Source organism: Planctomonas psychrotolerans (genome assembly GCF_008642235.1).
Taxonomy (GTDB): domain Bacteria; phylum Actinomycetota; class Actinomycetes; order Actinomycetales; family Microbacteriaceae; genus Planctomonas; species Planctomonas psychrotolerans.
This window is the reverse complement of the sequence record NZ_SJEV01000001.1, coordinates 988,269-1,015,091: the sequence shown is the minus strand read 5'-3', so window position 1 is coordinate 1,015,091 and position 26,823 is coordinate 988,269. Positions and strand designations below refer to the sequence as shown.

General features: G+C 69.8%; 29 protein-coding genes. 20 read left to right on the top strand and 9 right to left on the bottom strand.

Features of this window, described 5'->3' with window-relative positions; genetic code table 11:
• Positions 1 to 349: 349 nt before the first annotated feature.
• The gene (upp, locus tag EY822_RS04490) at positions 350 to 985 is read right to left on the bottom strand and encodes a uracil phosphoribosyltransferase (RefSeq protein ID WP_150307177.1); all 636 of its coding nucleotides are present in this window, start codon (positions 983 to 985) and stop codon (positions 350 to 352) included.
• 141 nt (positions 986 to 1,126) lie between these two features.
• On the opposite strand from upp, the gene tadA reads away from it, so the two are divergent.
• The 3 genes from tadA to proC all read left to right on the top strand — a co-directional run bounded on the left by tadA (position 1,127) and on the right by proC (position 4,294).
• On the top strand, positions 1,127 to 1,582 hold the full coding sequence (gene tadA / locus EY822_RS04485) for a tRNA adenosine(34) deaminase TadA (protein ID WP_406610308.1): 456 nt from the start codon (positions 1,127 to 1,129) through the stop codon (positions 1,580 to 1,582).
• 242 nt (positions 1,583 to 1,824) lie between these two features.
• Positions 1,825 to 2,787 (top strand): DUF222 domain-containing protein, encoded by a 963-nt coding sequence (locus tag EY822_RS04480; RefSeq protein ID WP_150307175.1) that lies wholly within the window; start codon positions 1,825 to 1,827, stop codon positions 2,785 to 2,787.
• 652 nt (positions 2,788 to 3,439) lie between these two features.
• A complete protein-coding gene (gene proC, locus EY822_RS04475) occupies positions 3,440 to 4,294 on the top strand; it encodes a pyrroline-5-carboxylate reductase (protein WP_150307174.1) in 855 nt (284 codons plus the stop codon).
• A 97-nt stretch (positions 4,295 to 4,391) separates the two neighbouring features.
• On the opposite strand, the gene EY822_RS04470 is transcribed toward proC, so the two are convergent.
• Both EY822_RS04470 and EY822_RS04465 read right to left on the bottom strand, forming a co-directional pair.
• On the bottom strand, positions 4,392 to 5,060 hold the full coding sequence (locus EY822_RS04470; RefSeq protein WP_150307173.1) for a potassium channel family protein: 669 nt from the start codon (positions 5,058 to 5,060) through the stop codon (positions 4,392 to 4,394).
• Positions 5,061 to 5,104: 44 nt separating this feature from the next.
• Entirely contained in the window at positions 5,105 to 6,529 is a 1,425-nt protein-coding gene (locus tag EY822_RS04465) for a TrkH family potassium uptake protein (RefSeq protein WP_150307172.1), read from the bottom strand.
• A 104-nt stretch (positions 6,530 to 6,633) separates the two neighbouring features.
• Between EY822_RS04465 and EY822_RS15595 the strand changes: the two genes are divergently transcribed.
• The 3 genes from EY822_RS15595 to EY822_RS04450 all read left to right on the top strand — a co-directional run bounded on the left by EY822_RS15595 (position 6,634) and on the right by EY822_RS04450 (position 7,765).
• The gene (locus tag EY822_RS15595; protein WP_406609959.1) at positions 6,634 to 7,254 is read left to right on the top strand and encodes an ArsR/SmtB family transcription factor; all 621 of its coding nucleotides are present in this window, start codon (positions 6,634 to 6,636) and stop codon (positions 7,252 to 7,254) included.
• Between the two features lie 115 nt (positions 7,255 to 7,369).
• Complete coding sequence (locus tag EY822_RS04455; RefSeq protein ID WP_150307171.1) at positions 7,370 to 7,585, top strand: helix-turn-helix domain-containing protein; 216 nt, start codon at positions 7,370 to 7,372, stop codon at positions 7,583 to 7,585.
• 81 nt (positions 7,586 to 7,666) lie between these two features.
• Positions 7,667 to 7,765: a 30S ribosomal protein bS22 gene (locus EY822_RS04450; RefSeq protein ID WP_003792170.1), complete on the top strand. Its 99-nt coding sequence runs from the start codon at positions 7,667 to 7,669 to the stop codon at positions 7,763 to 7,765.
• Between the two features lie 8 nt (positions 7,766 to 7,773).
• Here the strand turns inward: EY822_RS04450 and EY822_RS04445 are convergent, their stop codons facing one another.
• The gene (locus tag EY822_RS04445) at positions 7,774 to 8,568 is read right to left on the bottom strand and encodes an HAD family hydrolase (protein WP_150307170.1); all 795 of its coding nucleotides are present in this window, start codon (positions 8,566 to 8,568) and stop codon (positions 7,774 to 7,776) included.
• Positions 8,569 to 8,602: 34 nt separating this feature from the next.
• Between EY822_RS04445 and EY822_RS04440 the strand changes: the two genes are divergently transcribed.
• The 4 genes from EY822_RS04440 to EY822_RS04425 all read left to right on the top strand — a co-directional run bounded on the left by EY822_RS04440 (position 8,603) and on the right by EY822_RS04425 (position 12,098).
• Positions 8,603 to 8,881 (top strand): glutaredoxin family protein, encoded by a 279-nt coding sequence (locus EY822_RS04440; RefSeq protein WP_150307169.1) that lies wholly within the window; start codon positions 8,603 to 8,605, stop codon positions 8,879 to 8,881.
• A 50-nt stretch (positions 8,882 to 8,931) separates the two neighbouring features.
• Positions 8,932 to 9,750, top strand: a complete 819-nt coding sequence (locus EY822_RS04435; RefSeq protein ID WP_150307168.1) for a hypothetical protein — start codon at positions 8,932 to 8,934, stop codon at positions 9,748 to 9,750.
• A 9-nt stretch (positions 9,751 to 9,759) separates the two neighbouring features.
• The gene (locus EY822_RS04430; RefSeq protein ID WP_150307167.1) at positions 9,760 to 10,062 is read left to right on the top strand and encodes a Dabb family protein; all 303 of its coding nucleotides are present in this window, start codon (positions 9,760 to 9,762) and stop codon (positions 10,060 to 10,062) included.
• Positions 10,063 to 10,160: 98 nt separating this feature from the next.
• Entirely contained in the window at positions 10,161 to 12,098 is a 1,938-nt protein-coding gene (locus EY822_RS04425; protein WP_150307166.1) for a hypothetical protein, read from the top strand.
• A 24-nt stretch (positions 12,099 to 12,122) separates the two neighbouring features.
• On the opposite strand, the gene EY822_RS04420 is transcribed toward EY822_RS04425, so the two are convergent.
• Positions 12,123 to 12,911: a phosphotransferase gene (locus tag EY822_RS04420; RefSeq protein ID WP_227497024.1), complete on the bottom strand. Its 789-nt coding sequence runs from the start codon at positions 12,909 to 12,911 to the stop codon at positions 12,123 to 12,125.
• A gap of 38 nt (positions 12,912 to 12,949) precedes the next feature.
• Entirely contained in the window at positions 12,950 to 14,299 is a 1,350-nt protein-coding gene (gene aspS / locus EY822_RS04415; RefSeq protein WP_150307165.1) for an aspartate--tRNA(Asn) ligase, read from the bottom strand.
• Between the two features lie 89 nt (positions 14,300 to 14,388).
• Between aspS and EY822_RS04410 the strand changes: the two genes are divergently transcribed.
• The 6 genes from EY822_RS04410 to EY822_RS04385 are packed head-to-tail and all read left to right on the top strand — an operon-like array spanning position 14,389 to position 19,853.
• Positions 14,389 to 15,033, top strand: a complete 645-nt coding sequence (locus EY822_RS04410; RefSeq protein ID WP_150307164.1) for a histidine phosphatase family protein — start codon at positions 14,389 to 14,391, stop codon at positions 15,031 to 15,033.
• Positions 15,033 to 15,626: a TlpA family protein disulfide reductase gene (locus EY822_RS04405; RefSeq protein WP_150307163.1), complete on the top strand. Its 594-nt coding sequence runs from the start codon at positions 15,033 to 15,035 to the stop codon at positions 15,624 to 15,626. The genes EY822_RS04410 and EY822_RS04405 overlap by 1 nt, the downstream gene beginning before the upstream one ends.
• Complete coding sequence (locus tag EY822_RS04400) at positions 15,627 to 16,364, top strand: cytochrome c biogenesis CcdA family protein (protein ID WP_150307162.1); 738 nt, start codon at positions 15,627 to 15,629, stop codon at positions 16,362 to 16,364.
• On the top strand, positions 16,348 to 18,072 hold the full coding sequence (resB, locus tag EY822_RS04395; RefSeq protein WP_150307161.1) for a cytochrome c biogenesis protein ResB: 1,725 nt from the start codon (positions 16,348 to 16,350) through the stop codon (positions 18,070 to 18,072). The genes EY822_RS04400 and resB overlap by 17 nt, the downstream gene beginning before the upstream one ends.
• Positions 18,073 to 18,081: 9 nt before the next feature.
• Positions 18,082 to 19,101, top strand: coding sequence for a c-type cytochrome biogenesis protein CcsB (gene ccsB / locus EY822_RS04390; RefSeq protein WP_150307160.1), 1,020 nt, complete (start codon positions 18,082 to 18,084; stop codon positions 19,099 to 19,101).
• 59 nt (positions 19,102 to 19,160) lie between these two features.
• Positions 19,161 to 19,853, top strand: coding sequence for a Pr6Pr family membrane protein (locus tag EY822_RS04385; RefSeq protein WP_150307159.1), 693 nt, complete (start codon positions 19,161 to 19,163; stop codon positions 19,851 to 19,853).
• Here EY822_RS04385 and EY822_RS04380 read toward each other — a convergent pair.
• Both EY822_RS04380 and EY822_RS04375 read right to left on the bottom strand, forming a co-directional pair.
• Entirely contained in the window at positions 19,759 to 21,294 is a 1,536-nt protein-coding gene (locus tag EY822_RS04380; protein ID WP_150307158.1) for a flavin monoamine oxidase family protein, read from the bottom strand. The genes EY822_RS04385 and EY822_RS04380 overlap by 95 nt on opposite strands.
• Positions 21,291 to 22,298 carry an o-succinylbenzoate synthase gene (locus EY822_RS04375; protein ID WP_150307157.1) on the bottom strand — a complete coding sequence of 336 codons (1,008 nt, stop codon included), beginning with the start codon at positions 22,296 to 22,298 and terminating at the stop codon, positions 21,291 to 21,293. The genes EY822_RS04380 and EY822_RS04375 overlap by 4 nt, the downstream gene beginning before the upstream one ends.
• A gap of 42 nt (positions 22,299 to 22,340) precedes the next feature.
• Between EY822_RS04375 and EY822_RS04370 the strand changes: the two genes are divergently transcribed.
• The 3 genes from EY822_RS04370 (at position 22,341) to EY822_RS04360 (ending at position 25,554) form a co-directional block, all read left to right on the top strand.
• Positions 22,341 to 23,282, top strand: coding sequence for a 1,4-dihydroxy-2-naphthoyl-CoA synthase (locus tag EY822_RS04370; RefSeq protein WP_150307156.1), 942 nt, complete (start codon positions 22,341 to 22,343; stop codon positions 23,280 to 23,282).
• Position 23,283: 1 nt separating this feature from the next.
• Positions 23,284 to 24,471, top strand: coding sequence for an AMP-binding protein (locus EY822_RS04365; RefSeq protein WP_227497023.1), 1,188 nt, complete (start codon positions 23,284 to 23,286; stop codon positions 24,469 to 24,471).
• An 84-nt stretch (positions 24,472 to 24,555) separates the two neighbouring features.
• The gene (locus tag EY822_RS04360) at positions 24,556 to 25,554 is read left to right on the top strand and encodes a 1,4-dihydroxy-2-naphthoate polyprenyltransferase (protein ID WP_406610306.1); all 999 of its coding nucleotides are present in this window, start codon (positions 24,556 to 24,558) and stop codon (positions 25,552 to 25,554) included.
• A gap of 532 nt (positions 25,555 to 26,086) precedes the next feature.
• On the opposite strand, the gene EY822_RS04355 is transcribed toward EY822_RS04360, so the two are convergent.
• On the bottom strand, positions 26,087 to 26,374 hold the full coding sequence (locus EY822_RS04355) for a DUF4229 domain-containing protein (RefSeq protein ID WP_150307155.1): 288 nt from the start codon (positions 26,372 to 26,374) through the stop codon (positions 26,087 to 26,089).
• Between the two features lie 71 nt (positions 26,375 to 26,445).
• Between EY822_RS04355 and EY822_RS04350 the strand changes: the two genes are divergently transcribed.
• Positions 26,446 to 26,820, top strand: coding sequence for a PLD nuclease N-terminal domain-containing protein (locus EY822_RS04350; RefSeq protein WP_150307154.1), 375 nt, complete (start codon positions 26,446 to 26,448; stop codon positions 26,818 to 26,820).
• Positions 26,821 to 26,823 lie beyond the last annotated feature (3 nt).

The window sequence follows — 26,823 nt, the reverse complement described above, 5'->3', positions numbered from 1 at the left end:
GAGAGTCCTTCGATGATGATGCGGGGCCGCTCCACCGTTCGACGATGCGAGGAACGGGAGCGATCCGAGAAAGGTGTTGCGGGACGGCCGCATCAGCGGCCGCTGCATGACCCGGCAGGTGGGGGTCAGCGTCGTGAGTAGTACCCGGATACGGGTGGACTCGGCGAAGGTGGCGGGTTAGGCCGACATTCGGCAACACATCATGGCGCGGCTGGGCATCATCATGCCAGCGTCCCCGGGGGCCTCGAAGGAGGTCAGGGCATACGCGCGAACAGTCATGCGATCGAGTATCCGGTAGCGACGCTCACCGTGTCAACTCGCCCGAGCCGTTCGGAGCGGGGCTCGGAGGTCAGTGAGCGGTGCCGTAGAGGCGGTCTCCCGCGTCCCCCAGCCCGGGGACGATGTAGCCGGCCCCGTTCAGTTTTTCGTCGAGGGCGCCCAGCACGATGGTCACTTCGCGGCCGGCCGTCGCCTTCTCGACGGCGGCGAGACCCTCCGGCGCTGCGATCAGGCAGACCGCCGTCACGTCGACCGCGCCCCGGTCGAAGAGGTACTCGATCGCGGCGATGAGCGATCCGCCCGTGGCGAGCATCGGGTCGAGCACGTAGCACTGGCGATTCGACAGGTCGTCGGGCAGGCGCTCGGCGTAGATGTCGGGCTGGAGGGTCTCCTCATTGCGCACCATGCCGAGGAAGCCCACCTCCGCGCTCGGGATGAGCCTGATCATCCCGTCGAGCATCCCGAGACCGGCGCGGAGGATGGGGACCACGAGCGGCTTGGGGTCGCTGATCTCGATGCCCTGGGTCTCGGTCACCGGGGTCTGGATGGTGATCGACTCGACGCGCACGCCGCGGGTGGCCTCGTAGGCGAGCAGCGTGACGAGTTCTTCGGTGAGGTTGCGGAAGGTGGGCGAGGAGGTGGTGGAGTCCCGGAGGACCGTCAGCTTGTGCGTGATGAGCGGGTGGTCGGCAACGTGGACTCGCATAGGCTCAATCTATCCGAGCGGGGAGGGGACGACGTGGCGGCGGAGATCCCGGGGCAGGCGTTTCCGCCGGGCACGCCGGGTCCGGTGCTCCCCGGTCCGGCGCATCCCGATCCGGTGTTCCCCGAGCAGTACGTGCGCTGGATGCGCGATGCCATCGCGCTCGCCGATGACGCGCTCGCCACCTCCGACGTTCCCGTCGGAGCGATGGTCGTGGCGGCCGACGGCACCGTGCTCGGCACGGGACGCAACGAGCGCGAGCTGAAGAACGATCCCACCGCGCACGCCGAGGTCGTGGCGCTCCGGCAGGCGGCGAGGGCGGTGGGGAACTGGCACATTGCGGATGCGACCCTCGTCGTGACCCTGGAGCCGTGCGTCATGTGCGCGGGTGCGATTCTTGCCGCGCGTATTCCTCGGGTGGTGTTCGGCGCGTGGGACGAGAAGGCGGGTGCCGCCGGGTCCGTCTACGACGTGCTCCGCGACCGCCGGCTGCTGCACCGGGTGGAGGTGTTCGCCGGGGTGGAGGCCGAGGACTGCGCCCGGCTTCTCAGCGACTTCTTCGTCCGCACCCGCTCGGCCCCTCCCGCCACCGGTCCCTGAGCCCGTCGAAGGGGCCTGCGTACGGTCCCTGCGCCAGGCGAGGCGACGCACCCCTGCAGTTTCCGCGGCTGCGGGGATGGCGCCCACACGGTCCCAGAGCCCGTCGAAGGGACGCGCCCTGCTACGGTCCCTGAGCTTTTCGAAGGGACGCCACCGCGCCTGCAGGCGCCTGTGGAGAAGTACATATCCCCATTCCGTCCCAGCCCTTCAAATCTGTGTTCGATAGTGGGACAATAGTAGGTATGGAACTCCTCTCCAGCCGACTCCGCACCGCAGCGGACGCAGTCGCCGTTCTCGGCGACTGTGCGGCCGATGTCGCGGTGTTGCAGGACGGTGAGTTGCGGGGTGCGCAAGACCGGGTGACCATGTTGCGCCAGTGCGTGGACCGGTACTCGGCACTCATCGCCGGCGAGATCGCACACCGGTCCCGACCGGAAACCGGGCATGGTGGGATGGCGCAGAGCGCAGGGTTCGTATCGTCGGAGGCGATGATCCAATCGATCGGCAAGATGTCCCGTCCCGAAGCCGTCAAGTTGGTCCGGCTGGGCACGATCATCGCCGAAACAGAAGCCGCCGAGACCCTCACCACAGGATCCGTGGAATCAACTGTGGATGGAGCGGATGGGAGCGACACTCCCGAAGACCCCACCTTTCCCATCGCGCCGCCGTGGCAGGCGCCACTCGTCGCCGCGTTAGCCGAAGGCGTGTTGTCGTCGGATTGCTTTCACGCGATCCAGCGGGCGCTCGGTGACGTCGGCCCCGGTGTCTCGGCTTTGGCGCTCACGGCCGCGTGCACCGAGCTCATCGCGTCCGCGGCGGGGTTGAGTCCGGACCAGTTGTTCCGGAAGGCACGGCACCTCCGCGACAAGCTCGACAGTGATGGCATCGAGCGGCGCGAGAAGCAACGTCGGGACGACCGGACGTTACGTACCTGGTGGGATGGTGCGGGCATGTATTGCGGGAAGTTCCGGCTCGCACCCGAAGAAGGCACCATTGTCGCTGGCGTGATCGATCAGATCCTCTCCCCCCGGCGAGGTGGCCCGCGGATGGTGGACCCGGAGGAGAAGGCCGCCGCAGAGGCGCTCTTGAATGACGAGCGGTCGACGGAGCAGATCGCCGCCGACGCCCTGGTGGACTTGATCCGACTTGCTACTGAAGCCGCCCCGGCACGATCTTCGGCAACCACCGACCCGCGGTCCGGGTGATCATCACGGACGCGCACCTCCACAGCCGTGCGGGTCATGGACGGATCGAGGGTCACCCCGACCCGGTGTCCTTTCCGACGGTGGAACGACACCTCTGCGACGCCGGGGCGGTCGCTGTCGGATTCGACGATGATGGGCAATGCGTCAACGTCGGACGCACCCGCCGATACTTCACCCCAAGGCAGCGCGTCGGAATGTCCGTCCGGGACGGCGGGTGCCTGTTCCCGTCCTGCGACCGGCCACCATCCTGGTGCGAAGCCCACCACATCAACCCCTGGAAGAAAGAACACGGCCGGACTGATATCTCCGACGGGGTGCTCCTCTGCCGGAGACACCACCTCGTCCTCCACGACAACCACTGGAAGGTCCTTCGACACGGCGGTGACTACTGGTTGCGACCGCCCATAGCCGTGGATCCGGCACAGGCACTGATCCCGATGCCCAGCTGCAACCCCGACATCCACACCATCCAGAGCCAACGGCAACGCACATGAGTGCACTCATCGGGCAGGCAGTAAGAGAAGGGAACGAGGCCCATCGATCCCAGGACTCAATGCAGGAACACGAGTCGACGGCTGAGGCTCGATCGACGGACACGACCCGACGAGTGAGGCTCGATCGAGGGACACGACCCGGTGCCTAGGATGAGTCCGTGACCGACGAAGCACCCCCCGTGCACCTGCCGTCCATCGCCATCCTCGGTGCAGGATCGATGGGACGAGCGATCCTCGGCGGATTGCTCCGCCCCGACGTGATCGTCGCCGGCGATGTGCGGGTGACCAATCGGTCGGCGGCCCGAGCGGCAGAGTTCGACGGCACACCCGGCGTCACCGCGTCCGCCACCGAGGTCGACCCGGACGCCAATCGGACCGCCGTGCGGGGCGCGCGGATCGTGCTCATCGGAGTGAAGCCCGCGATGGTTCCGGCGTTGCTCGACGAGGTGGCGGATGCGCTGGAACCCGACGTCATCGTCGTCAGCGTGGCCGCGGGCGTGCCGATCGGTACCTTCGAGGCGGCGCTCCCTGATTCGGTGGCCGTGCTGCGTTCGATGCCGAACACGCCCGCCCGAGTCGGACGTGCCGTGACAGGCATCTCAGCCGGCAGTCGCGCGACCGAGGAGGATGCCGCCCTCGTGCGATCGCTGTTCTCCACCGTGGGCGAGGTGGTGGAGGTGCCGGAGGAGCAGCTCGACGCGCTCAGCACGATCTCGGGATCCGGACCGGCGTACGTGTTCTATCTGGTCGAGCAACTGACGGCCACGGCCGTCAACAAGGGCTTCACGCCCGACCAGGCCGCCCTGCTCGTGAACGGGACCTTCCTCGGCGCCGCCGAACTGCTCGCCCGCTCCGAGTCGACGCCGGAGGAACTGCGTCGGCAGGTGACCAGTCCCCATGGCACCACCGAGCGCGCCGTGGCGGAACTCGAGCGCGGAGGCATTCGGGAGCTGTTCGACCGGGCGACCGACGCCGCCCTGGCTCGCGCCCGGGAGCTTGCTCGGGGCGAGTGACTCGGGAACCGATCGGAACGGGTGACGCTCGGGCGCGCCAGCGGAAACGAGCACCGACACGGCGAATACGCCGGGTAGCTCGTCCGGCGCGGCGCAGCTACGCCAGCGCGGCGAACCGTTCGATGTCCGCGCTCGCACCGGACACGATGATGAGGTCGTGGTTGGAGACCACGGTGTCCGCGGTCGCATAGGTGAACGGCTTGCCCGGCGACTTCACGCCCACCACCGTGATCTTGTGCTTCCGCCGCACCCCCGACTCGGTGAGCGAGAGCCCGCGGATGGGCTTCGGCGGATACATCTTGGCCAGCACGAAGTCGTCGTCGAACTCGATGAAGTCGAGCATGCGACCCGATACGAGGTGGGCGACGCGCTCACCGGCCTCGGCCTCGGGGTAGATCACGTGGTTCGCTCCGATGCGTTCCAGGATCTTGCCGTGCGACTTGGAGATCGCCTTCGCCCAGATCTGCGGGATCTTCAGGTCGACCAGATTGGCGGTGATCAGCACGCTCGCCTCGATGGACGAGCCGACGGCCACCACGCCGATGGAGAACTCCCGGGCACCGAGCTGCTCCAGCGCCTCGATGCTGCGGGCGTCGGCCTGCACGGCGTGGGTGATCCGGTCCGACCACTTCTGCACGAGCGCCTGGCTCTCGTCGATCGCGAGCACCTCGCGGTCGAGCCGGGCCAATTGGCCCGCCGTCGCGGCTCCGAACCGCCCCAGGCCGATGACGAGCACCGGCGCGTTGTGGGGAATGCGATCGATCATCGTGTCAACTCCTCGTGCTCGCTCGAATGAGCGAACGGTAGACGCTATCCGACAATGGGCCGTTCCTCGGACCGAGTGAACAGCTGCCGTCGCGTGCTGGCAGCGAGCGCCGCGGCAAGCGTCACTGTACCAACGCGACCCATGAACATCGTCGCCGCCAGAACGTACACGCCGGACGGCGGCAGGTCGGCCGTGAGCCCGGTCGTGAGCCCCGATGTCGCGAAGGCCGAGATGACGTCGAAGAGCACGTAGTCGAGCGTCGACCCGGAGATCTGCAGCAGCACCACGGTGGAGAGGGCGACCGTGGTGGCACCCCACAGCACCACGCTCACCGCGAGGCGCAGCACGTCCCCCGGGATGCGACGCTCGAACGCCTCCATCGACTCGTTGCCCCGGGCCTCGGCGAAGGCCGCGAGGAACAGCACCGCGAGGGTGGTCACCTTGATGCCCCCGGCGGTGGACGCGGACCCGCCGCCGATGAACATGAGCATGTCGCCGACGAGCAGGCTCGCGTTGTTCATCTCGTGCACGTCGATCGTGGAGAACCCACCCGACCGCGTCATCACCGAGAAGAACAGGGACTGGAAGGCCCGCTCTCCGGGCGGAAGCGGGCCGAACGTGGCGGGGTTCTCCCACTCGAGCAGCATGTAGGCGAGCATCCCGATTCCGATGAGCAGCAGTGTGGTGACGAGGGTGAGTTTCACGTGCACCGACCAGCGCCGAGGCTTGCGTCGGTTGCGCAGGACGGCGTAGATCACCGGGAAGCCGATACTGCCGAGGAACACGCCCACGATGAGCAGGGAGAGGAACCAGTAGTCGTGCAGGTAGGGGTCGAATCCCGTGTCGCTCAGGATGAAACCGGTGTTGGTGAAGGCCATCAGGGACCAGTAGAAGGAGTCGAGGAGCGCGGTGGGGAACGGCACGCCCTCGACCAGGATGCGGGGAAGCAGCAGCAGCGCGAGGGTGGCCTCGATGACGAGAGCGCTGATCGCCACCGTGAGAAGCAGCGTGCCGATCTCGCCGAGCTTCACCGCCTGGCTCTCGGCGACCGGACCGTGGTGGATGCGCAGGGGGTTGCTGTCGCTCGCCGCCATGAGCTTGGCGCGGAGCCCGAGGCGTCGCGAGACCACGAGCCCCATGATCGAGGCGAGGGTGAGCACGCCGATGCCACCGATCTGCACGCCGAGGGCGATCACCGCGTGCCCCAGCGGGGTCCAGTAGGCCGCCATGTCCACGGTCGTCAGCCCGGTGACGCAGATCGCGGACACCGCCGTGAACAGCGCGTCGTGCAACGGCGGCATCTCGCCGCTGGTGGTCATGCCGGGGACGAGCAGCAGGGTCGTCTCCACCACGATGAGTCCGAGGAAGACGGCGATCGCGAAGCGGGCCGGCGTGGTGTGGGCGAAGTAGTCGAGGAAGTCGCGGATGCGGGCGAGCACGGATCGCTGGTGCCTCGACCGAACGCGCATGTCCCTCTTTCTCCGGTCGCTGCAGTCCTTGCGCAGAGGCCTGCGCGCGCGGATCAGGAACACATCGTACGCCCGCGCCCGTGCGGCGTGGCTACCCTTGCACCATGGCCGACATCTTCGCCGTGGTCGCCGACCCCACGCGCCGTGACCTGCTCAGAATTCTGCACACCCGGGGCGTCGCGCCGACCGGGGCGACGGGGGAACTCAGCGTCTCGCAGCTCGTCGCCGAACTCGGGCTCAGTCAGCCCACCGTGTCGAAGCACCTGAGGGTGCTCCGCGATGCCGGCCTCGTGTCGGTGCGCGAGAAGGGGCAGCACCGCTTCTATCGCCTGCAGGCCGCGCCTCTCTATGCGGTGGAGGAGTGGCTCCGCCCGTTCGGCGGCGCGACCGTGCCGACGAACGGGCACGGGGATGAGGATGCGGGACGACACGGGCGGCTCGGGGGCGCGGCCGACAGCACCGTGGACACCGGTCCCGCGTCTACCGGCACCGCAACCGGCGCGGCCGCGACCGGCGCGGCCCCGACCGGCGCGGCCGCGACCGGCACGGCCCCGACCGGCGCGGCCCCGACCGGCACGGCCCCGACCGGCGACAGGGCGGACGACTCCGCCGTCGGCATCGGCACGACCGGGGCGGCGCTCGCCACCGCTCTCGGCAGGCTCGCCGCCGATCTCCAGTCGCGCGCCGGATGGATCACCGGATCGCGATCCGACACCCCGCGCTGAGCGGTGGACACTGCTCCGTGCGAGCCTCTACAGTACGATTGAGTACTCGAGTAACACTCGTCACACGAGCACCTTCGTCGCCGGCATCCGGCCGGGATAGTTAGAGGGGCACACCATGTCACGCGATCTGGCGAACGTCCGCTTCCTCACGGTCGCCGAGGTCGCCGACATGATGCGGGTGTCGAAGATGACGGTGTACCGCATGGTGCACTCGGGCGATCTCCCGGCCATCCGGTTCGGCCGCTCCTTCCGCGTGCCGGAGTCCGCGGTGGCCGCGGCCATCGAGCCGTCGTCGACGGTGGACCGCACCGGCGTCGCCGACGCGGGCTAGCGAACGCGCTAGACTACTGCGAGGCATTTTTCCGCGGTTCTGATCGGACCCGGTGTTCCGACAGAAATCAGTGAGGTCCCTATGGGTTCAGTTATCAAGAAGCGTCGCAAGCGCATGGCGAAGAAGAAGCACCGCAAGCTGCTTCGCAAGACGCGTCACCAGCGCCGCAACAAGAAGTAGAGCGACCCTCAGTTCTTGTTCGGCGAAGCGCCGGGTTCCTCACGGGCCTGGCGCTTTTTGCTGTCCGCCCGGGCCACCCGCGCCTCGTAGCGCACGGAACGCTGAGCCGCTCGGATGCTCGACCGCTTCATCTCCATCACGTGCCAGTCGTTGTCGGCCGCGTGCCGACGGAGGCCGGCATCGGGATTGACCACCACCGGATTGCCCACGAGGGCGAGCAGGGGGATGTCGTTACGGGAATCGGAGTAGGCCCAGCAGTCCTCCAGGCGGGCACCCATCGCGGCCGCGTGCACCGCCGCGGCGGTGGCCTTGCGCTCGCCGTGCAGGATGCCGCCCACGAGGTTCCCGGTGTACACGCCGTCGCGGTCCTCCAGCACGGTTCCGAGTGCACCGGTGAGGCCCAGCCGGTGAGCGATCACGTCGGCCACCTCCTGCGCAGTGGCGCTGATCAGCCACACCTCATGCCCCTTGCGCAGGTGTTCGCGGGTGAGCGCGACGGTCTCGGGCCAAAGCCGCTTCTTGATGTCGCGGTCGAAGATCGACACGCTGAGCGCTCGAAGATCCTTCTCGGTGTGCCCGGCGATGATCTGCAGGCCCCGTTCGCGGATGCTGTCGAGGTGGCGCTGGTTCTCCCCGCTGCGAAGGAAGTACGCCTGGCGCCACGCCGCCGTCAGCACGTCGCGGAACGTGACCATGCCGATCCGGAAAGCCCCACGACCGAGGTGGTAGAGGCTCGCGCCCCGCAGGATCGTGTTGTCGACGTCGAAGAAGGCGACGATCGGCTGACTACTCGGCTCCTGCATGACCCGAGTAAGCCTATCCGCCTACTCTTGAGGGGTGTCTACCGCCCGCGTCACCCTCCTCGGCAAGCCGGGATGTCACCTCTGCGACGACGCCCGCGCGGTGGTGACGAGGGTGGTGTCCGAACTCGCCGCGCACGGCGCAGCACCCGAGATCGTGGTGGAGGAGCACTCGATCCTCGACGACGAGGCGCTGCTCGACCGGTACGCCGAGGAGATCCCGGTGGTGCTGATCAACGATCGGGTGCACAACTACTGGCGGATCGATCCGGAGCGGCTCCGGACGGCGCTGTTGGCGGTCGGACCCGACGCGTAACGTGTCGACTGCGGGTGCGCTCCCTGCGTCGCCCGATGGAGGAGGATTTCGTGGCCACGCGTTCGCGAGCCGGCGTCGCCGTGGTGGCGTTCGCCGTGCTGGGCGCCTCGCTCGCCTCCGCGGTAGTGACGGCTCCCGCCCCCTCGATCGCTGCGCCCGAGCGGGACTCGCTCTCCGACTCCACCGGCCGCACCGCTTCCGCTGACGCCCGATCCGCTCCGGGCTCCCGCGCGGGGCGCGACGGCGCCGAGCCGGATCGCACCGAGCCCGACGACACCGAGTCCGATCGCACGGAACCCCGACGCACCCCGGCCGACCGCGACCTTCTCGACGACGTGCGGATCGGTGATGCGGCCGAGGCGCCGAGTTGGCGCTGGGTGCTCTATCAGGACCTCACCACCGGGGAGGTGCGCAAGTACCGGGTGGACGCGGACGGGAGGATGACCGTGACTCTCCCCGAGGAGAGCGCGGCCGTCGAGTTCCTCGCCGGCTATCTCGACCGGTCGGTGCCGCTTCTCGACCGGATGGCCCGCATCCGGCCTCACCTCGCCCCGGAGTTCGCCGCCCGGGCGATGCGCGACCCGTTCTTCCGCCACCCGCCCGCGACCACGGTCACCGGGGTGACCGCGCCGGCCACGGCGCGACCGGCGACCGACCCGGCGGACACCGGGGACTCCATCCGCACCGTGTTCGTCGGCACCGACATCGGTGACTACCGTGTCGCGCTCTCGCCCGCGGGTCCGAACAGCCTCGGCCGGATCGAGCGCACCCGCGCCGACGCGGCCTCCGACGTCGGTCGATGGGAGGTCCACGCGGTGCTCCCGCCCGCATCGTGGTTACGACCCGCAGCGGTCGGCATCGGTGGCTAGCGTGGGGGCATGACCATTCGCCACGTCGTCTCCTGGAAACTGACCGCAACCGATGCGGACACCAACCGCGAGCACCGAGAGACCATCACGGCCGCTCTCGAGTCGTTGCCGGCGCTGATCCCGGAGATCCGGTCGTTCACCATCGGGTCGAACGTGGTGGAATCCGATGCGGCGTACGACCTGGTGCTCATCGCCGACTACGACGACGAAGCGGCACTCGACGCGTACATCGTGCATCCGGAGCACGAGCGGGTCCGGGGCATCATCGGTCCCCTCGTCGCCGCCCGGTCGGTCGTCGACTTCGTGGTGTGAAACGTCCCGCTCGGCTGATACTTCCGGGTCGGGCGAGGCACGCGGCGCGGCCGGAGCGCACGGCTGAAGGACGGCGCACGGCCGGTCCGTGGCCCACGATGACGTCCGCGCGTGCCGTCGGTGTCGGCCCGCGCCTGCCGCCACGGGTGCTCGATGCCCCGAGTCTCGGACGTCGCCTCCTCGTCGCCGTCGGACTGGTCGCGCTGGCACCGGTCGCGCTCATGATCGGGTTGCTACTCGCCGCCCTCGCCCTCGCCGGGCTCGCCCTCGCGATGCTGATCTGGCTCCTGCGGGCGGTGTGGGCGTGGTGCTGGTTCCTCGCGACGCGCGGGCGGCATCCGGATTACCCCTTCCGGCTTCGTCCGCCGACGCATCCGGCCGCCCGGCTCGCCGCCCTCCGCGACGCGCGCATGCACGCCGTCCCGTTCGGCGCGGATGCGGGTACCCGGCTGATCGCCTTCCTCCTCGCCCCGACGGCGCTCACCATCAGCGTGCTCGGGATCTTCCTTCCCTCGTTCCGGGCGCGGCCGTACTTCTGGGTCTTCACGCCGCCGCGGCTCGTCGCGAAGTTCGTGCGACTCGCCGAGATGCGGGGTCTGCTGGTCGACGGCACGGACGCGGTCGTGCGGCCGTACGACGAGTGGCTGCGCGCGGAGTTCCCCGAGATTCCGCAGTTCGTGGCGTGGTGGCGCTCGTCCGACCCTGCCCCGTACGACCCGCTTCCCCCGGCATCCGGCGGCGGCGCGGTCACGGAGGCGGGCCTCGATCGGCTGCAGCTCGGAGCGCATCCCGATCCGCTCGGCCACCCGGGGCTCGCGATGGCGGCGATCCGACGGCGAAGCGTGCGAAGCCTCCGCGAGCTCTTCGTGAGTCAGAACGAGGTCGACGACAGGGGAGACCCGGACCTCGACGATCGGGCCGATGCGGGGATCATCCGCATCGTCGAGAGGGTCACCGACACTGCCGAGCGGGTGTGGATCGTGCACATCCCGAGCACGCAGAGCTTCGATCCGCGATCCGGCCTCGCCCCCAACGACATCACGGCCGGTCTCGTCGCATCGAGCGGGAACCAGCCCACGCTGGCACGAGCCGTGTTGTCCGCGATGGCGCAGTCCGGCATCCGTGCGGGGGAGCGGGTTCTGATCAGCGGCTTCAGCCTCGGCGGGATCATCGCCGCGGAGCTCGCCACCACGTCGGTCGAGACCGGGTACGCCGTGACGCACGTGATCACCGCGGGTGCGCCCACCGGCCGCGCGCACGTGCCGCAGAACGTGCGGGTGCTCTCGTTCGAGCATGCTCTCGACGCCTTCCCGCGCCTCGACGGTCGGCGGAACCCGGTCGACGGATGGATCACCGTGACGGCGGGACCGCCGGTTCCCCATCAGGGCCGACTGGGGTTCGCTCACCACCTGCCGAGCTACGCCGAAACCGCCGCCTCCGTGGAGGCTGAGCCACCCGATGCCCGGGTACGGGAGTTCCTCGATACCGCGCGGGACTTCTTCGGGCCCGGCCAGACCATCCACGACTTCGCGGCCACCCGTGCCGATGAGAGCGTGGCCCGGCCGGCCCTCCCCGTGCTCGTGCGGTGGGTGCACGAGGACGGCATCACCGCCCGCACCCTGCAGGCCGCGCTCCGCCGGGTGTCGGGCGTGGTCGCCGTCGACATCTACGCATCACACATCGGGTACCCCACGGCTGTGCGCTGGAATGCCGACATCCTGATCGAGCGGCTGGAGCCGTGGTTGCGTAACGTCGACCGCCGCATCGTGTACCGCAGCCTGGTCGGCCTGCTCGAGCAACGACGCGCGGTCGGGCTCCACCTCCGCATCCAGGCCCGGGATGCGGTCGACGTCACCTGGGAGGCGACCCTGCACCGGACGGGTGACGGACGGTGGCACGAGCGCGTGGGTCTCGACTTCGCCGGCCCCGAGGCGGAGCAGCAGAGCGGTCCACTGATCGAGCAGTACTCGTCCTCAGCCCGGGTGGGGTACTACCCCGAGGGCTCGTGGGACGACGCGACGTTCGAACCCGCGTAGGCAGCCACCCGGCCGTCGGAGGGATCAGTCGCGCTCCTCGGCCGCCGCCACCCGCACTCGCTCGGCGTCGCGGCGATAGAGCTCGGCGTGCTGCCGTAGATCGGGGCGGCCCGACTTCTCCGCCATACCGGCCGTGAACTCGGCCAACTCGATCAGCCGCGTCTCCACCACGGCCAGAAGTTCGGTGTTGCGGAGGTCGCTCCCGTAGGCATCGAGGAGGAGTCGCAGGCGTCGTCGCCGTTCTTCGGAATCCCGCGCACCACCCGGTTCCTCGCTCAGCGGGACGAGCCGGTAGGCGAGGTAGGCGAGGTCCCACGCGCGCGGACCCGGAGACGCGAAGTCCACGTCGATGAACGACACCAGCGACCCGTTCCGGAACACCATGTTGTACGGGGCGACGTCGTTGAGGCAGATCACCTCGACCGGCTCATGCACCGGTGATCGCCAGGGTCCGGCGGGCTCGAAGCCCACCGAGGCGTCATGGACGCTCCGCAACCCCGCTGCCGCCTGGGTGAGTACCCGGTCGGTCCACACCCAGTCGGGCATCGGGTACTGCGGGACCTCTCCCTCGACGAAGTCGAGGATCTCCCGGTTCCGGTCGTCGACCCCATGCACGTCGGGCACCAGGAGGACGCCCCGGCCGCGCAGGTGCCGCAGCAGGGCGTGCACCCTCGGGGTCCACTCCCCGGTGGGGCGGCGCACCGTCGCGCCGATCCGCACCACATCGCCCATGTTGCCGCCCGGGAGAACCTCGCCCGACGGAGTCTCGCTCAACGCCATATCGGCGTCGCCGTCTCGGGAACCTCCGTGCACACCCTCATCCTCATCGGCAGCTCGGTGCCGCCCGTCGCCTACGGGGTGAGGCGGTTCGGTCCACGGAAGAGGTAGGTCACCTCGCGGAGGTTGGGCTGGTGCAGGAGCAGCATCAGCACGCGGGCGAGGCCCATGCCGAACCCGCCGTGGGGCGGCACGCCGTAGCGGAAGAAGTCGAGATACGACCCGAGCTCCTCGAGGTCCATCCCCTTCTCGCGCGCCTGCGCTTCAAGCACGTCGATCCGGTGCTCGCGCTGCGCGCCCGTGGTGATCTCGAGCCCCCGCCACACGAGGTCGTAGCTCTTCGTGACCGTGGGGTCGTCGTCGCTGCGCATGTGGTAGAACGGCCGGATGCTCGCCGGATACTCGGTGAGGAACACGAACTCGTGTCCCAGCGTCTCCTGCACGTGGGCCGCGATCTGACGTTCGCCCTCGGGGTCCATGTCGTCGTCGGCCCGGTCGATGGTGTGCCCGCGCTCGGCCACGATCCGCTTCGCCTCGGCGAGCGGGATGCGCGGGAACGGCGTGGTCGGAACGACGACGTCGACCCCGAACAGCTCCTGGATCTCGGCGCCGTGCTTCTCCTTCACCGCGGTCAGGGCGGCGACCAGCAGGTTCTCCTGCAGCTGCATGACGTCTTCGTGGCTGTCGACCCAGCTGATCTCGGCGTCGACAGACGTGAACTCGGTCGCGTGACGCGAGGTGAACGACGGGTCGGCGCGGAACGCCGGGCCGATCTCGAAGATCTTGCCGAGGCCCGCGGATTGCGCCATCTGCTTGAAGAACTGCGGGCTCTGCGCGAGGTAGGCGGCCCCCTCGAAGTAGTCGACGCGGAACAGTTCGGCGCGGGACTCCGACGGCGTGGCCATCAGCTTGGGCGTGTGCAGCTCGACGAAGTCGTTGTCGATCCAGTAGCCGCGCATGGCGTGCTCCAGCGTGGTCTGCACGCGGAAGATCAGGTTGTTGCGCGGCACGCGCAGGTCGAGGAAGCGCCAGTCCATGCGCTTGTCGATGCCGCTGTCCGCGGCGATGGGAGTCTCGGCGATGGCGGGCACTCCCACCTCGAGCGACGCGAGCTTGATCTCCACGCCGCCGAGCTTGACCCGCTCGTCCTTCTTGAGCGACCCGTTCGCGGTGACGAAGGTGCCGACCGACAGGCCGGAGATGATGTCCTCGAGCGACTCGGGCGCATCGGCCGGCTGCTCCTCGGCGGAGTCGGCCTCGGGGCGAGGGGCGCGCGGGTTGACGAGCTGCACGGCACCCGACTCGTCGCGCAGCACGACGAACTGCACCTTCTTCTGGTCCCGCACCGTGTCCACCCACCCGGATACCGACACCGGCCCCTCTTCGGACGTGGCCAGGTTCTTGATCAGGGTGCGTTGATTCACGAGAGTCGAGTTTACCGGTCGGGCGGGTAGGGCCGGCGCGTGCGGCCGCGGGAGCGGACTGCCAGCATCCGGAACGTAAACTTGGTGCCGTGGTTGCAGAGAGAGTTCACCTTGTCCGACACGGCGAGGTGCACAACCCCGGGCGCGTGCTGTACGGCACCCTGCCCGGATTCGGGCTCTCCGAACTGGGGCATCGCATGGCCGAGTCGGCCGCTACGGCACTGTCCGCGCGGGGTGCGCCGGTGCGCCGCGTGGTCTCCTCCCCGCTGCAGCGCGCACGCGAGTCCGCGGAGCCGTGGAGCACCGCCTTCGACCTGCCCGTCGACATCGACGAGCGGCTGATCGAACCCTTCAATCGCTTCGAAGGTCGCACCTTCAACTTCGGCACGCAGGTGCTTCGCAACCCGGGGACCTGGGGCTGGGTGCTCAATCCCATGAAGCCCAGCTGGGGTGAGGCCTACGAGTCGATCGCCACGCGCATGCTGGCGGCGATGGCCGAGGCGCACCAATCGGTCGACGGGGGCGACGTCGTGCTCGTCAGTCACCAGCTGCCGATCTGGATGGTGCACCGCAAGCTGCAGGGCGAGGCGCTCTACCACGACCCCCGGCGCCGGCGGTGCACACTGTCGAGCATCACGACCTTCGAACTCCTCGGCAAACGATTCATCGAGACCGAGTACGAGGACCCCACCGGCGGCCTGCTCGACGACTCCGTGGACCTGGGAGCCGTCTGATGCGCCGGCCGACCCGTCTCGCGCTCGCCGGCCTCGCCGTGTCGGTGCTCGCCCTCACCGGCTGCTCGACCGACCCGCTGGCGGAGCAGTTCCAGAGCGGGGACAACAAGCGCTACATCGCGGGTGACGGCACCTACACCGAGATCCCGCCGAGCGACCGCGACGCCCCCATCACCTTCACCGCCGAACTCGAGGACGGGTCGTCCGTCTCCTCCGAGGATCTCGCTGGCGACGTGACGGTCGTCAACTTCTGGTACGCCGGATGCGCACCGTGCCGCGCGGAGGCGCCCGACCTCGAGAGCCTGTACCAGGAGTACCGCGACGACGGCGTCTCCTTCCTCGGGGTGAACACCCGCGACCAGCCGGCCACCGCCCGCTCGTTCGCCGAGCGCTGGGGCACCACCTACCCCTCCGTCATCGACGTGCAGGACTCCACCGTGCAGCTCGCCTTCAGCGGCTCGTACGCACCGAACGCCACCCCCACCACGTTCGTGCTCGACCGACAGGGCAGGATCGCCAGCCGTATCCTCGGCGAGGTGGACAGGGGCGTGCTCGACACCCTCGTCGCCGACACGCTCGCCGAGGCGAGCTAGGTGGGCGGCGTCGGCGAGACGGTCCTGCAGGGGCAACTCCTGGTCGCCATCCCGCTCGCGCTCCTGGCCGGTCTCGTCTCGTTCGCGTCGCCCTGCGTGCTGCCCCTCGTTCCGGGCTACCTCGGCTACGTGGGGGGACTCGCCGGCGGCACCCGCGGCAGTCGCGGGCGCGTGGTGCTCGGCGTGACGCTGTTCGTTCTCGGCTTCTCCACGATCTTCGTGCTGCTCGGCCTGTTCTCGGGCACTCTCGGTGCGCTCTTCCTCCGGCACGGCGACATCATCACCCGGGTAGCCGGGGTCGTGGTCATCCTCATGGGTCTGGTCTTCGTCGGCCAGTTCTCGTTCCTGCAGCGCACGATCAAGCCGCGCTGGCAGCCCGCGACGGGCCTCGCGGGCGCCCCGCTCCTCGGCGTCGTCTTCGCCATCGGATGGGCGCCGTGCTACGGACCCGCGCTCGTGGCCATCAGCGCGCTCAGCCTGTCGAGCGGCAGCGCCGGCCGCGGCGCACTGCTCGGTGCCTTCTACTGCCTCGGGCTCGGCATCCCGTTCCTGCTCGTGGCTCTCGGGCTCAGCTGGGTGACCGGTGCCGTCTCGTTCCTGAAACGCCACATCCGCGCCATCAACGTGGGCGGCGGTGCGCTGCTGGTGGGCATCGGACTGCTGATGCTCACCGGGCTGTGGGGCATCTGGCTCGCCGATCTGCAGGCGGTGATCGGCGGCTATGTCACGCCTATCTGAGTCCGGTCAGCGCGATCCCGCCCGACCCGACGACTACATCGACGGCCGCAGTGACGCCGCGGCCGACGACCGCAGCGCGGACGACCGCAGCGCGGACGACCGCATCACCGGCCCGAAGCTCGGTGCCGTCGAGTGGCTGCGCTGGTTCTGGCGGCAGCTCACCAGCATGCGCACCGCGCTCTTCCTCCTGCTCCTCCTCGCGGTGGCGGCCATTCCCGGATCGCTGGTGCCGCAGCGCACCTCCGACCCGAACGGCGTCGCCCAGTACCGGGTCGACAACCCCGACCTGTTCCCCGTGCTCGATTCGCTGCAGGCCTTCGACACGTACTCCTCGGTGTGGTTCTCGAGCATCTACCTCCTGCTCTTCCTCTCGCTCATCGGATGCGTGCTGCCGCGGACGAAGCACCACCTGATCGCGCTGCGCTCGCAGCCGCCGCGCACACCCGCGCGGCTGTCCCGCATGGCCGGGTTCACCACGCGCCCGGCCCCCGACACGGCGGGCGATGCGACGGACGTCGCGCCCGCGCTCGAGGCCGGGCGGGCGCTTCTCGCGAAGTCCGGCTACCGCACCGTGCTGTCGGACACCTCCGTGTCGGCGGAACGCGGCTATTCGCGGGAGACCGGCAACCTCGTCTTCCACATCGCCCTCATCGGCATCCTCGTCGCCGTGGGCATCGGTGGCGGCTTCGGCTACAGCGGACAGCGTGTCGTGGTGGAGGGTCAGGCGTTCGTCAACACGCTCAGCGCGTACGACTCGTTCAACCCGGGCCGCTTCGTCGACGAGAACGAGCTCGCGACCTACCGCATCCGGCTCGAGGAGCTGCGAGTCACCTACGAGGAGCAGAACGAGAACGCCATCGGGCAGCCCATCGACTACACGGCCGAGGTGAGCACTGACGCGGCGGGGGAGTCCGCCACCGCCGACCAGATCAAGGTGAACGAGCCGCTCCGCATCGACGGCACCGACGTCTTCCTGCTCGGCAACGGGTACGCACCCACGATCACCGTGCGGAACCCGGCCGGCGAGGTCGTGTTCACCGACTCCGTGCCGTTCCTGCCGCAGGACACGAACCTGACCTCGATCGGGGTGATCAAGGTTCCGGACGGCCTCGACCAGCAGCTGGGCATGATCGGGTTCTTCTACCCGACCCGCGCCACGTCCGACGCCGGCGACTTCTCCGCCTTCCCCGATCTGCGCGACCCGGTCCTGAGCCTCAACGTGTACGCGGGTGACCTGGGCCTCGACGAGGGCGTGCCCCGATCGGTCTACGAGCTCGACACCGACGACCTCACCCAGCTGAGCGGCCGCAACACCGACGAGGGCGGCATCCGGCTCGCCCCCGGAGAGACCCAGGAGCTGCCCGACGGTCTCGGCACCGTGAGCCTCGACGACGTGCCGCGGTTCGCCTCCTTCGACATCCACCACGACCCCACGCAGGGCTGGGTGCTGTTCTTCTCGGTCCTGGTGCTCGGCGGGCTCCTCACCTCGCTCTTCGTCCCGCGCCGGCGGATGTGGCTGAAGGCCGTGCCCGATGCGGCCGGCGGCATGACGTTCGAGTACGCCGCACTCGCCCGAGGCGACGATCCGGCACTCGAGGCCGCGGTCACCGACTTCGCCGACCGCCACATCGCGGCACTCGACTCGGGGCGGGGTGCCGCGGCCGCGACGGTGACGACGGCGCAGCCCGGTCCGAGGGAAAGGATTTAGGCTTACCGCGTGACCACAGCCTCTCTCGACGCGACCTCGCTGCTCCTCCTCTACGGGGCGATGGCGGTGTACGCCATCTCGTTCGTCTCGTTCGCGATGGACCTCGCGCGTCGATCGTCGACCGGATCGGTGGACTCGCGGGTCGCGGCACGGGTGCTCGCCACCTCGAGCGCTGCGGGAGCCACCGGGGCACGTTCCGGGAGCACCACGACGGCCGATCGGCCGGAGCGCCCGCGGTCCGTCGCGCCCCGGCCCGTCGCCTCACAGCGCGCGCCGATCAGCCTCCGCGTCGGTCTGTCGCTCGCCGTGGTCGGATTCGCCCTGCACCTCGCCTCGACGGTCCTCCGGGGCATCGCCGCCGCTCGTGTCCCGTGGGCCAACATGTACGAGTTCTCGATGACCGGAACCCTCCTCATCATGGGCGTGTTCCTCCTCGTGCTGCTCGCCCGGGACCTCCGCTTCCTCGGCACCTTCGTCACCGGACTGGTGCTCATCCTGCTCGGCATCTCCACGGTCGGCTTCCGCGTCGATGTGGTCCCGCTTCCCCCGGCGCTGCAGAGCTACTGGCTCGTCATCCACGTGTTCGTCGCGATCCTCGCCACCGCCTTCTTCGCCCTCGGGTTCGCGCTGTCCGTCGTCCAGCTGCTGCAGCACTCCCGCGAGGCGGCCGCGGAGACCGCGAAGTCGGTGCGGCTGAGATTCCTCGCCACCCTGCCCGACGCGGTGACGCTCGAGAACCTCGCGTACCGGCTGAACATCATCGGCTTCATCTTCTGGACCTTCACCCTCATGGCCGGTGCCATCTGGGCCGAGCGCGCCTGGGGACGCTACTGGGGCTGGGACACCAAGGAGGTCTGGACGTTCATCATCTGGGTGCTCTACGCCGGATACATCCACGCCCGGGCCACCCGCGGCTGGCGAGGTTCCCGGTCGGCGTGGCTGTCGATCATCGGATTCAGTGCGGTTCTGTTCAACTTCGGTGTGGTCAACGTGTTCTTCAAGGGATTGCACGCTTACAGCGGCCTCTAGCCGCCGAGGCCGGCCGAGGACGACCGGCCGTCCCCGCCTGATCGGAGTTTCGAGTGCGCATGACCTTCGGGCTGCTCCGGCTGACCGCACTCGCCGTGGGAATCGTCGCGCTCATCGGCGACTTCGACTACGTCCTCGGCTTCCGCACCTTCGCGACGATGAACTTCTTCAGCTACTTCACGACGCTCAGCGCCATGATCCTCGACCTCGTGCTGGCCCTCGGTGCGTTTTCCGCGCTGCGGGTGCCGGAGGATCCGGCCTGGCTCGGGTCGGCCCGCGTTCTCGCCACCACCTACGCGCTGGTGTCCGGGATCGTCTTCGGCGCCATCATCAGCCAGGCGGCGAGTCACGACTACCGGATCGAGGTGCCCTGGTCCAGCCAGATGCTGCACTTCTGGCTGCCCGCGTACGCCCTGCTCGACTGGTTCCTCGCCCCCGGGCGGCCACCCGTCACCTGGAAGGTGCTCCGCTGGGTGCTCGTCTTCCCCGCGGTATGGACCGCGTTCACGCTCGTGCGGGGTCCGGTCGTGGGCTGGTACCCCTACTTCTTCCTCGACCCGACGCAGGTCGACGGCGTCGAACGCATCCTCTACCTCGCCGGGATCGGCGTCTTCATCACTGGGATCGCGGCCGTGTTCGTGCGCACCAGCCATCCGCTCAGGGGGTGGGAGATTGCTCGTCTGGTGAGTCGGCGTCCGGATCCTCTGCGTCCGGCATCTGGAACGCCGAAAGGCTCGCACGGGCGGTCGTGACCGCGTCGGCGTCGGAGAGCTCGGCGACCCGCGCCGCGGCGTCGGCGGCGACCAGCCCGACGAGGATCGGCTCACCCGTCGCGGGGAGCAGGTTGAGCCACGTGCGGTACTCGTGGTCCCCGCCGAGGATGGTCCACACCCGGGCGTCGGTGTCCCAGAACGGCTCCTCGAAGCGCAGCCAGATCTTGTCGAGTGCGCCCATGCCGATCTCCTCGATGGCCTCTCGCACGAGGAACGGCAGGGGCGGGTCGAACTCGATCGCGTCGGTGTTGAGCACTCCGATCGGCACGGTCACGATGACGCGCGCGACGGAGAGCGACTCCCCGGTGCCCAGCCGCAGGCTCACCGCATCGTCGGTGTAGAACACCGCGGCGACCGGGCTCTTCGTGAGCACATCGACTCCCTCGAGCGCCTCGTCGATCAGGGTGCTGAAGCCGCCCACGACGAGCAGGTCATCGGGTTCGGACACCGCCCCGCCGGCAGGGGGTGGCTCGGGGACGGGCTCCGACACGGTGGGCGGCGCGCCCGCGCGCTCGAACCCGTGGGCGGCGGAGAGCTCCTCCGGCGTCGCGCCCACATGCACGCCGACGACGGCCCGCAGGTAGTGCTCCAGCCGGTCGGCATCGGAGACGCCGCCCTCGCCGAGCTCGGTCGACAGGTCGGCGGCGCCGGAGCTCACGAGCGCGTCGGCGAGGGACGTGTCGAGCACCTGCTCGGCGGCCCAGGACACCGCCCGGGCGACCGCATCCTCGGCGACGGGCGACGGCGGAACCGTCTCCCCGTCGGGCAACCGGATCTCGCGGACGGGCACGAAGCCCACGGTGGCGATGTCCGCCGCCTCCAACTCCGCCACGAGGTCGGTGTCTCGACTGGCCGACACGAAGGATGCCCCGAGTTCCACCGGGAACGGCCACGGTGCGCCGTTCTCGGTGCGGATCCGCCCGCCGACGCGATCCTGGGCCTCGAGCACGACCACGCTGAACCCCTGCGCCATCAGTTCGCGCGCGGCCGTCGCACCGGCGATCCCCGCCCCGATCACCGCGATCCGCTCCTCGGGGTCGGCGGTCGCCGCCACCTCCTGTGCGGCGCGCATACCGGACGCGATCGCGCCGCGCACGGTGCCGGGCGCCTCGGTCGAGGTCGCCTCTCCGGCGAAGAACAGCCGGTCGAGGATCGGCTGGCGCAGGGTGACCCGGTCCTCCGGGGTGGCCCCCGGGGCGAGGTAGCTGTACGACCCGCGCGTGTACGGATCGGTGGCCCACGTCGACCGCGCCGACGCGGCCGGGAGCGGAACCGATCCGGGCGTCACGGTGGGCAACGGCAGCGGCGTGGGCGTGGGCGATCCGGTGGGGCCCGGCTGCGGTGCCTCCGGGGTGCATGCGGCGAGGGCGAGCACGGTCAGCCCGCCCGCCGACCCGAATACGAAGGTGCGTCGATTCATTCGGCGCCCTCACGAAACGCGGCGGCGTCCTCCACGAGCGCGTGACAGCGGCGGAGGCGATCGAGCCACCAAGTCCGTCGCTCCTCGTCCACCGCCGAGGCATCGAGCAGAGCCGACGAGGGCACGACCCGGCGCACGTCGAGGACGCCGTCGACCGGCACGAGCGGGGAATCGACGATGTCGCCCTCGAACAGGGCGACGGTGCCGAGCCCGCAGTCGAACTCGAGCTCGGGCAGTGCCGCCGCGAGATGCAGTCCCATCGAGATCCCGACCGAGGTATCGAGGGCGCTCGAGACGACGGCCGGAAGCCCGGCCGCGGCCACGATGTCGAGGGCCGCACGCACCCCGCCGAGGGGTTGCGCCTTGACCACCAGCACGTCCGCGGCGAGCGCGCGGGCGACCTCGATCGGGTCGTCCGCCTTCCGCACCGACTCGTCCGCGGCGATCGGGATACCCATGTACTTCACGCGCCGGCGGAGTTCGGTGAGCTCCGGGATGCTGGCGCACGGCTGTTCGACGTACTCCAGGTCGTACTCGGCAAGGGCGTGGAAGGCGTGCTCCGCCTCGTCGACGTTCCACGCGCCGTTCGCATCCAGCCGGACCCGTCCCTCCACGCCGAGGATCGACCGGACCGCGGCTACCCGGGCCACGTCCTCGGCGAGGGTGGTGCCGGGCTCCACAACCTTGACCTTGGCCGTGCGGCACCCGGGGAAGCGGTCGAGCACGGCGGCGACGCCGTCGGCGGACACGGCGGGGACCGTGGCGTTCACCCGCACCCGTTCGCGCACCGCGGGCACCGGCTCCGCCCAGCCGAAGTCGAGCGCCGCCCGCAGCCAGGCCGCAGACTCGACGTCGTCGTACTCGGGGAAGGGGGAGAATTCCGTCCACCCGGCGGGGCCCTCGAAGAGCACGGCCTCCCGCGCGTCGATCCCTCGGAAGCGGGTGCGCAGCGGAAGCGAGATCACGCGCACGGTGGGCAGGATGTCGCCGAGGGCTACGGTCATGCCCTCATTCTGCCCCGCCCGCCGTCGCAATAGGCTGGAGGCATGGCCGCGCCCGTCTCAGACATCTTCGATCCGGAGGCGTGGGAGACCGTGCCGGGCTTCGACGCCCTCACCGACATCACCTACCATCTCGACCGATCCGGCCGGATCGCCCGCGTCGCTTTCGACCGGCCGGAGGTGCGGAACGCCTTCCGGCCGCACACGGTCGACGAGCTCTACGCGGTGCTCGATGACGCGCGGCAGAACCCCCGGGTGGGCGTCGTGCTGCTCACCGGCAACGGACCGAGCCCGAAGGACGGGGGCTGGGCCTTCTGCAGCGGGGGCGACCAGCGCATCCGCGGCCGCGACGGCTACCAGTACGCCCCGTCGGACGGCTCGGCCTCGTCCGACGGCTCCGCCCCGTCGACCGTGTCGGGGACCGCGGCGAGCACGGGACGGCTGCACATCCTGGAGGTGCAGCGCCTGATCCGCTTCATGCCGAAGGTGGTCATCGCGGTGATCCCCGGCTGGGCCGCCGGCGGCGGACACTCGCTGCACGTCGTGTGCGATCTCTCGATCGTGAGCGCCGAGCACGGCCGCTTCAAGCAGACCGATGCGGACGTCGGCTCGTTCGACGGCGGCTACGGATCGGCGTACTTCGCGCGGCAGATCGGCCAGAAGTTCGCCCGGGAGGTGTTCTTCCTCGCCGAGGAGTACAGCGCCCAGCGCGCGTACGAGATGGGTGCGGTGAACCGGGTGGTGCCGCACGCTCAGCTGGAGCAGACGGCCCTGGACTGGGCGCGCACGATCCTCGGCAAGTCGCCCACCGCCATCCGCATGCTGAAGTTCGCCTTCAACGCCGTGGACGACGGAATGGTCGGCCAGCAGGTGTTCGCCGGTGAGGCGACACGGCTGGCCTACGGCACCGACGAGGCGACGGAGGGCAAGGACGCCTTCCTCGAGAAGCGCGCACCCGACTGGTCGCCGTTCCCCTGGCAGTTCTGACGTGTCGCGACTCCTCCGGGCGGTGCCCGGCGCGGATCCGCTCGACCTGCTCGCCGAGCTGCGCACCGCCCTGAGCGGCATCGGCCCCGCCCTGCTTCCCCGTGCGGCGGAGTCCGCAAACCCGCATGCCCGGCCCGAAGTGCCGCAGCCCGGGCATCCCGAGCCGCCGTCGGAGGTCGCCAAGAACGTCGCCCTCGTCGTGGAGACCAGCGGATCCACCGGTGCTCCCAAGCGCGTGGCGCTGTCGTCCGGGGCGCTACTCGCGAGTGCAGCGGGCACGCAGTCGGCGCTCGGGAGCGCGGGGCAGTGGCTGCTCTCGCTGCCCACGCACTACATCGCGGGCGTGCAGGTGCTCGTCCGCTCCATCACGGCGGAGGTCGACCCGGTCGTGCTGCCGCCGGGCGCCTTCGACGTCGACGCGTTCGTCGAGGCGACCGCGGGGTTCCGCCCGCGCGTCGCCCGATTCACCTCCCTCGTGCCCACCCAACTGCATCGACTCGTGGAAGCGGCCGAGGGGGACCGCTCCACCCGCGATGCCCTGCGGAGCTTCGACGGCATCCTGGTCGGTGGGCAGGCCACGCCGTCGGCACTCCGCGACCGTTCCCTCGAACTCGGGATCCGACTCATCGGCACCTACGGGTCGAGCGAGACCGCCGGGGGCTGCGTGTACGACGGCGCCCCCATCGGCACCACCCGGGTCGAGGTGGTCGACGGGCAGGTGGAGATCGCCGGGCCGACGCTGGCGGAGGGCTATCTCGCCGACCCGGCGGCCACCGATGCGGCATTCGCCGTGCGCGATGGGCTGCGCTGGTACCGCACCGGTGATGCCGGCGACGTCACCGACGGCATCCTCCGCATCACCGGTCGACTCGATGCCGTGATCATCTCCGGGGGAGAGAAGGTGTCCCTCGACCGGATCGAGGACATCGCGCGCGGGATCCCCGGGCTGCACGATGCCGTGGCGGTGTCCGCGCCCGACCCCGAGTGGGGCGCGACGCCGGTCGTCTTCACCGCCGCGGATCCGGCCATCCCGCGCGAATCCGCCCTGCGCGAGGCGCTGATCGGATCGCTCGGCCGGGTGGCGTCGCGCGCGGTGCTCGTGCACCTCCAGGCGTTACCGACCCTCCCGTCGGGGAAGCCGGATCGGCGGGCGCTCGCGGAATCGGCCGCGGTCACCCGTCGACCGTAGAATCCGACAGTGGCACAGAAGAGACGACCTCCCGCACCGAAGGTTCATCCCGACGCCCGGCGCTCGCCGACGGTGGGCAAGGCGGTGCCGGCGGGACGTCCCGGCGTCGCGGGTAGCAAGACCGGCTCGTCGGCGGCTCCCGAACGCCGCCCCGCCAAGCGCAGCGGTCGCCCGGGCGGCCGACCGCCATCGGCACCGACCGTGGCCCCCGCCGGACCCCGCGACTGGATCGCCGGTGCACGGCTACGCACCCTTCCCCTCGCGATCGCGCCCGTGGCCATCGGCACCGGGGTAGCGCTCCTTCTCGATGACGGCGGCTGGCACCCCCTCCGCACCGTGCTGTGCTTCGCGGTCGCGATCTTCCTCCAGGTGGGCGTGAACTACGCCAACGACTACTCCGACGGCATCCGCGGCACCGACTCGCACCGGGTCGGACCGGCACGTCTCACGGGCTCCGGCGCCGCACGGCCGCGCACCGTGCTCGCTGTCGCCCTCGGGTTCTTCGCGCTCGCCGCACTCGCCGGCCTCGGCATCGTCATCCGCACCGGGGAGTGGTGGCTGCTCGCCGTGGGCGCGGTGGCCATCGTTGCGGCCTACTTCTACACGGGTGGCAAGCGCCCGTACGGGTACTACGGTCTCGGCGAGGTGTTCGTCTTCGTGTTCTTCGGACTCGTCGCCACCGCGGGCACTACCTACGTACTCGCCGGCCGCACCATCCTCGAGAGCTGGGTGGGCGGGGCGGCGGCAGGTTTCCTCGCCTGCGCGGTGCTCATGGTGAACAACCTGCGGGACATCGAGCAGGACCGCACCGCCGGCAAGCGCACGCTCGCTGTGCTGCTCGGATCGCGCGCCTCCCGTGTCGTGTTCGTGCTGTTCCTCGTCATCCCGTATGCGATCCTCGCGTTCTACTCGACGCTGTACCCGCTCGCCGGGTACGTCCTCTTCACGCTGCTGCTCACCGTGCCCGCCGCGCTCATCACGGTGACGGCGAAGACCGCGAAGGAGCTGATCCTCGCTCTCCAGCTGACGAGCATCGGGGCGCTGTTCTTCGGACTGGGTCTCGGCGCGGCGTTCGCCTTCTGACGCTCCCGATCTACGGTCGCTGAGCGGCCCTGACGGTCGTCGCGATCCCGAGTTGCGGTCGCTGAGCTTGTCGAAGCGACGTGAGGATGCGTCGCGTCCCTTCGACGGGCTCAGGGACCGTGCGGGCTGCGTCCCTTCGACAGGCTCAGGGACCGCACGGGTGCCGCCCCTTCGACGCAACGGGCGTCGCGATGCCGAGTTGCGGTCGCTGAGCTTGTCGAAGCGACGTGAGGATGTGCCGCGGACCGTGGGACCGTGTGTGTCGAGTGTCCCTTCGACGGGCTCAGGGACCGTGGCCTCCTGAGGCGCCTCGTCCACCTCAAAAACCGCCTCCCGTCCGAGGAGTTGGGGGCGGAGGTGGCGTGGTGGGGCTCGGGGGTCGGTGGGCATCTATGGGCGGAGCCCCAGCACGCCACCTCCGCACCCCCACACGACCGGACCGTTGCGTCCCTTCGACGGGCTCAGGGACCGTGGGCGGGTCGGGACCGCGAGCGGCTCACGGGACCGTGTGCGGGTCTCGGGATCGAGCGGGCTAGCGGTCGGAGTCGTTGCGCTCGACCGCCGCGCCCTCGACGGCCGCATCCTCGACGTCGTCATCCACGGCGGGAGCCTTGCGCCCGCGACGGATGGCGGAGAGGTCCTCGGCCATGGTTTCGCGCTGGCGACGAAGGAAGATGTACGACGCGCAGAAGGAGAAGACGGTGGCGATGAGGGCCGACCAGAGCCAGAACACCCCCGACGCCATGAGGACGCCGAACGGCACGGCGAAGAGGGTGATGCGGATGAGCGTGTAGCTCAACCAAACCCTCCGCGATTCCATTGGCCCAGTTTAGGCGTCGCGTCCCCAGCTTTCTGCAGGTAGCGACAAGCCAACGGCGGTACGATGGCGAAATGCCTCGGATCCTGATCGGGCTCGCCGTCGTGGTCGTAGCCGTCACCATCTTCGCGGTCGTGGATTCAGCCATGACCAGCAAGGAGCGGGTCCGGGGAATCTCGAAAGTGCTGTGGATCTTCGTCATCCTCCTCTTCCCGATCGTCGGACCGGTGCTGTGGTTCCTGATCGGCAAGGACCGCTCCGGCGGCGTGCGGTCGACCGGGCGGCGACTCGGACCGGACGACGACCCCGACTTCCTCCGTCGTCTCGGCACCGATGCCGACCAGGACGAGCGGATTCGGCGGCTCGAGCAGGAACTCTCCGACCTCGACAGCGATTCCGACGGCGATGCCGACAACGGCAGTGGAGCGCCCGGCCGGCGCGACGCCTGAGCG

What these genes read in the sequence shown, in the direction of transcription:
- resB (WP_150307161.1), top strand. Translation starts at nt 16,348, where the DNA reads ATGTCACGCCTATCTGAGTCCGGTCAGCGCGATCCCGCCCGACCCGAC.
- upp (WP_150307177.1), bottom strand. Translation starts at nt 985, where the DNA reads ATGCGAGTCCACGTTGCCGACCACCCGCTCATCACGCACAAGCTGACG.
- EY822_RS04445 (WP_150307170.1), bottom strand. Translation starts at nt 8,568, where the DNA reads ATGCAGGAGCCGAGTAGTCAGCCGATCGTCGCCTTCTTCGACGTCGAC.
- EY822_RS15595 (WP_406609959.1), top strand. Translation starts at nt 6,634, where the DNA reads ATGGCCGACATCTTCGCCGTGGTCGCCGACCCCACGCGCCGTGACCTG.
- EY822_RS04405 (WP_150307163.1), top strand. Translation starts at nt 15,033, where the DNA reads ATGCGCCGGCCGACCCGTCTCGCGCTCGCCGGCCTCGCCGTGTCGGTG.
- EY822_RS04425 (WP_150307166.1), top strand. Translation starts at nt 10,161, where the DNA reads ATGACGTCCGCGCGTGCCGTCGGTGTCGGCCCGCGCCTGCCGCCACGG.
- EY822_RS04465 (WP_150307172.1), bottom strand. Translation starts at nt 6,529, where the DNA reads ATGCGCGTTCGGTCGAGGCACCAGCGATCCGTGCTCGCCCGCATCCGC.
- EY822_RS04355 (WP_150307155.1), bottom strand. Translation starts at nt 26,374, where the DNA reads ATGGAATCGCGGAGGGTTTGGTTGAGCTACACGCTCATCCGCATCACC.
- EY822_RS04450 (WP_003792170.1), top strand. Translation starts at nt 7,667, where the DNA reads ATGGGTTCAGTTATCAAGAAGCGTCGCAAGCGCATGGCGAAGAAGAAG.
- EY822_RS04380 (WP_150307158.1), bottom strand. Translation starts at nt 21,294, where the DNA reads ATGAATCGACGCACCTTCGTATTCGGGTCGGCGGGCGGGCTGACCGTG.
- tadA (WP_406610308.1), top strand. Translation starts at nt 1,127, where the DNA reads ATGCGCGATGCCATCGCGCTCGCCGATGACGCGCTCGCCACCTCCGAC.
- EY822_RS04385 (WP_150307159.1), top strand. Translation starts at nt 19,161, where the DNA reads ATGACCTTCGGGCTGCTCCGGCTGACCGCACTCGCCGTGGGAATCGTC.
- EY822_RS04430 (WP_150307167.1), top strand. Translation starts at nt 9,760, where the DNA reads ATGACCATTCGCCACGTCGTCTCCTGGAAACTGACCGCAACCGATGCG.
- EY822_RS04375 (WP_150307157.1), bottom strand. Translation starts at nt 22,298, where the DNA reads ATGACCGTAGCCCTCGGCGACATCCTGCCCACCGTGCGCGTGATCTCG.
- EY822_RS04470 (WP_150307173.1), bottom strand. Translation starts at nt 5,060, where the DNA reads ATGATCGATCGCATTCCCCACAACGCGCCGGTGCTCGTCATCGGCCTG.
- EY822_RS04480 (WP_150307175.1), top strand. Translation starts at nt 1,825, where the DNA reads ATGGAACTCCTCTCCAGCCGACTCCGCACCGCAGCGGACGCAGTCGCC.
- EY822_RS04350 (WP_150307154.1), top strand. Translation starts at nt 26,446, where the DNA reads ATGCCTCGGATCCTGATCGGGCTCGCCGTCGTGGTCGTAGCCGTCACC.
- EY822_RS04455 (WP_150307171.1), top strand. Translation starts at nt 7,370, where the DNA reads ATGTCACGCGATCTGGCGAACGTCCGCTTCCTCACGGTCGCCGAGGTC.
- EY822_RS04370 (WP_150307156.1), top strand. Translation starts at nt 22,341, where the DNA reads ATGGCCGCGCCCGTCTCAGACATCTTCGATCCGGAGGCGTGGGAGACC.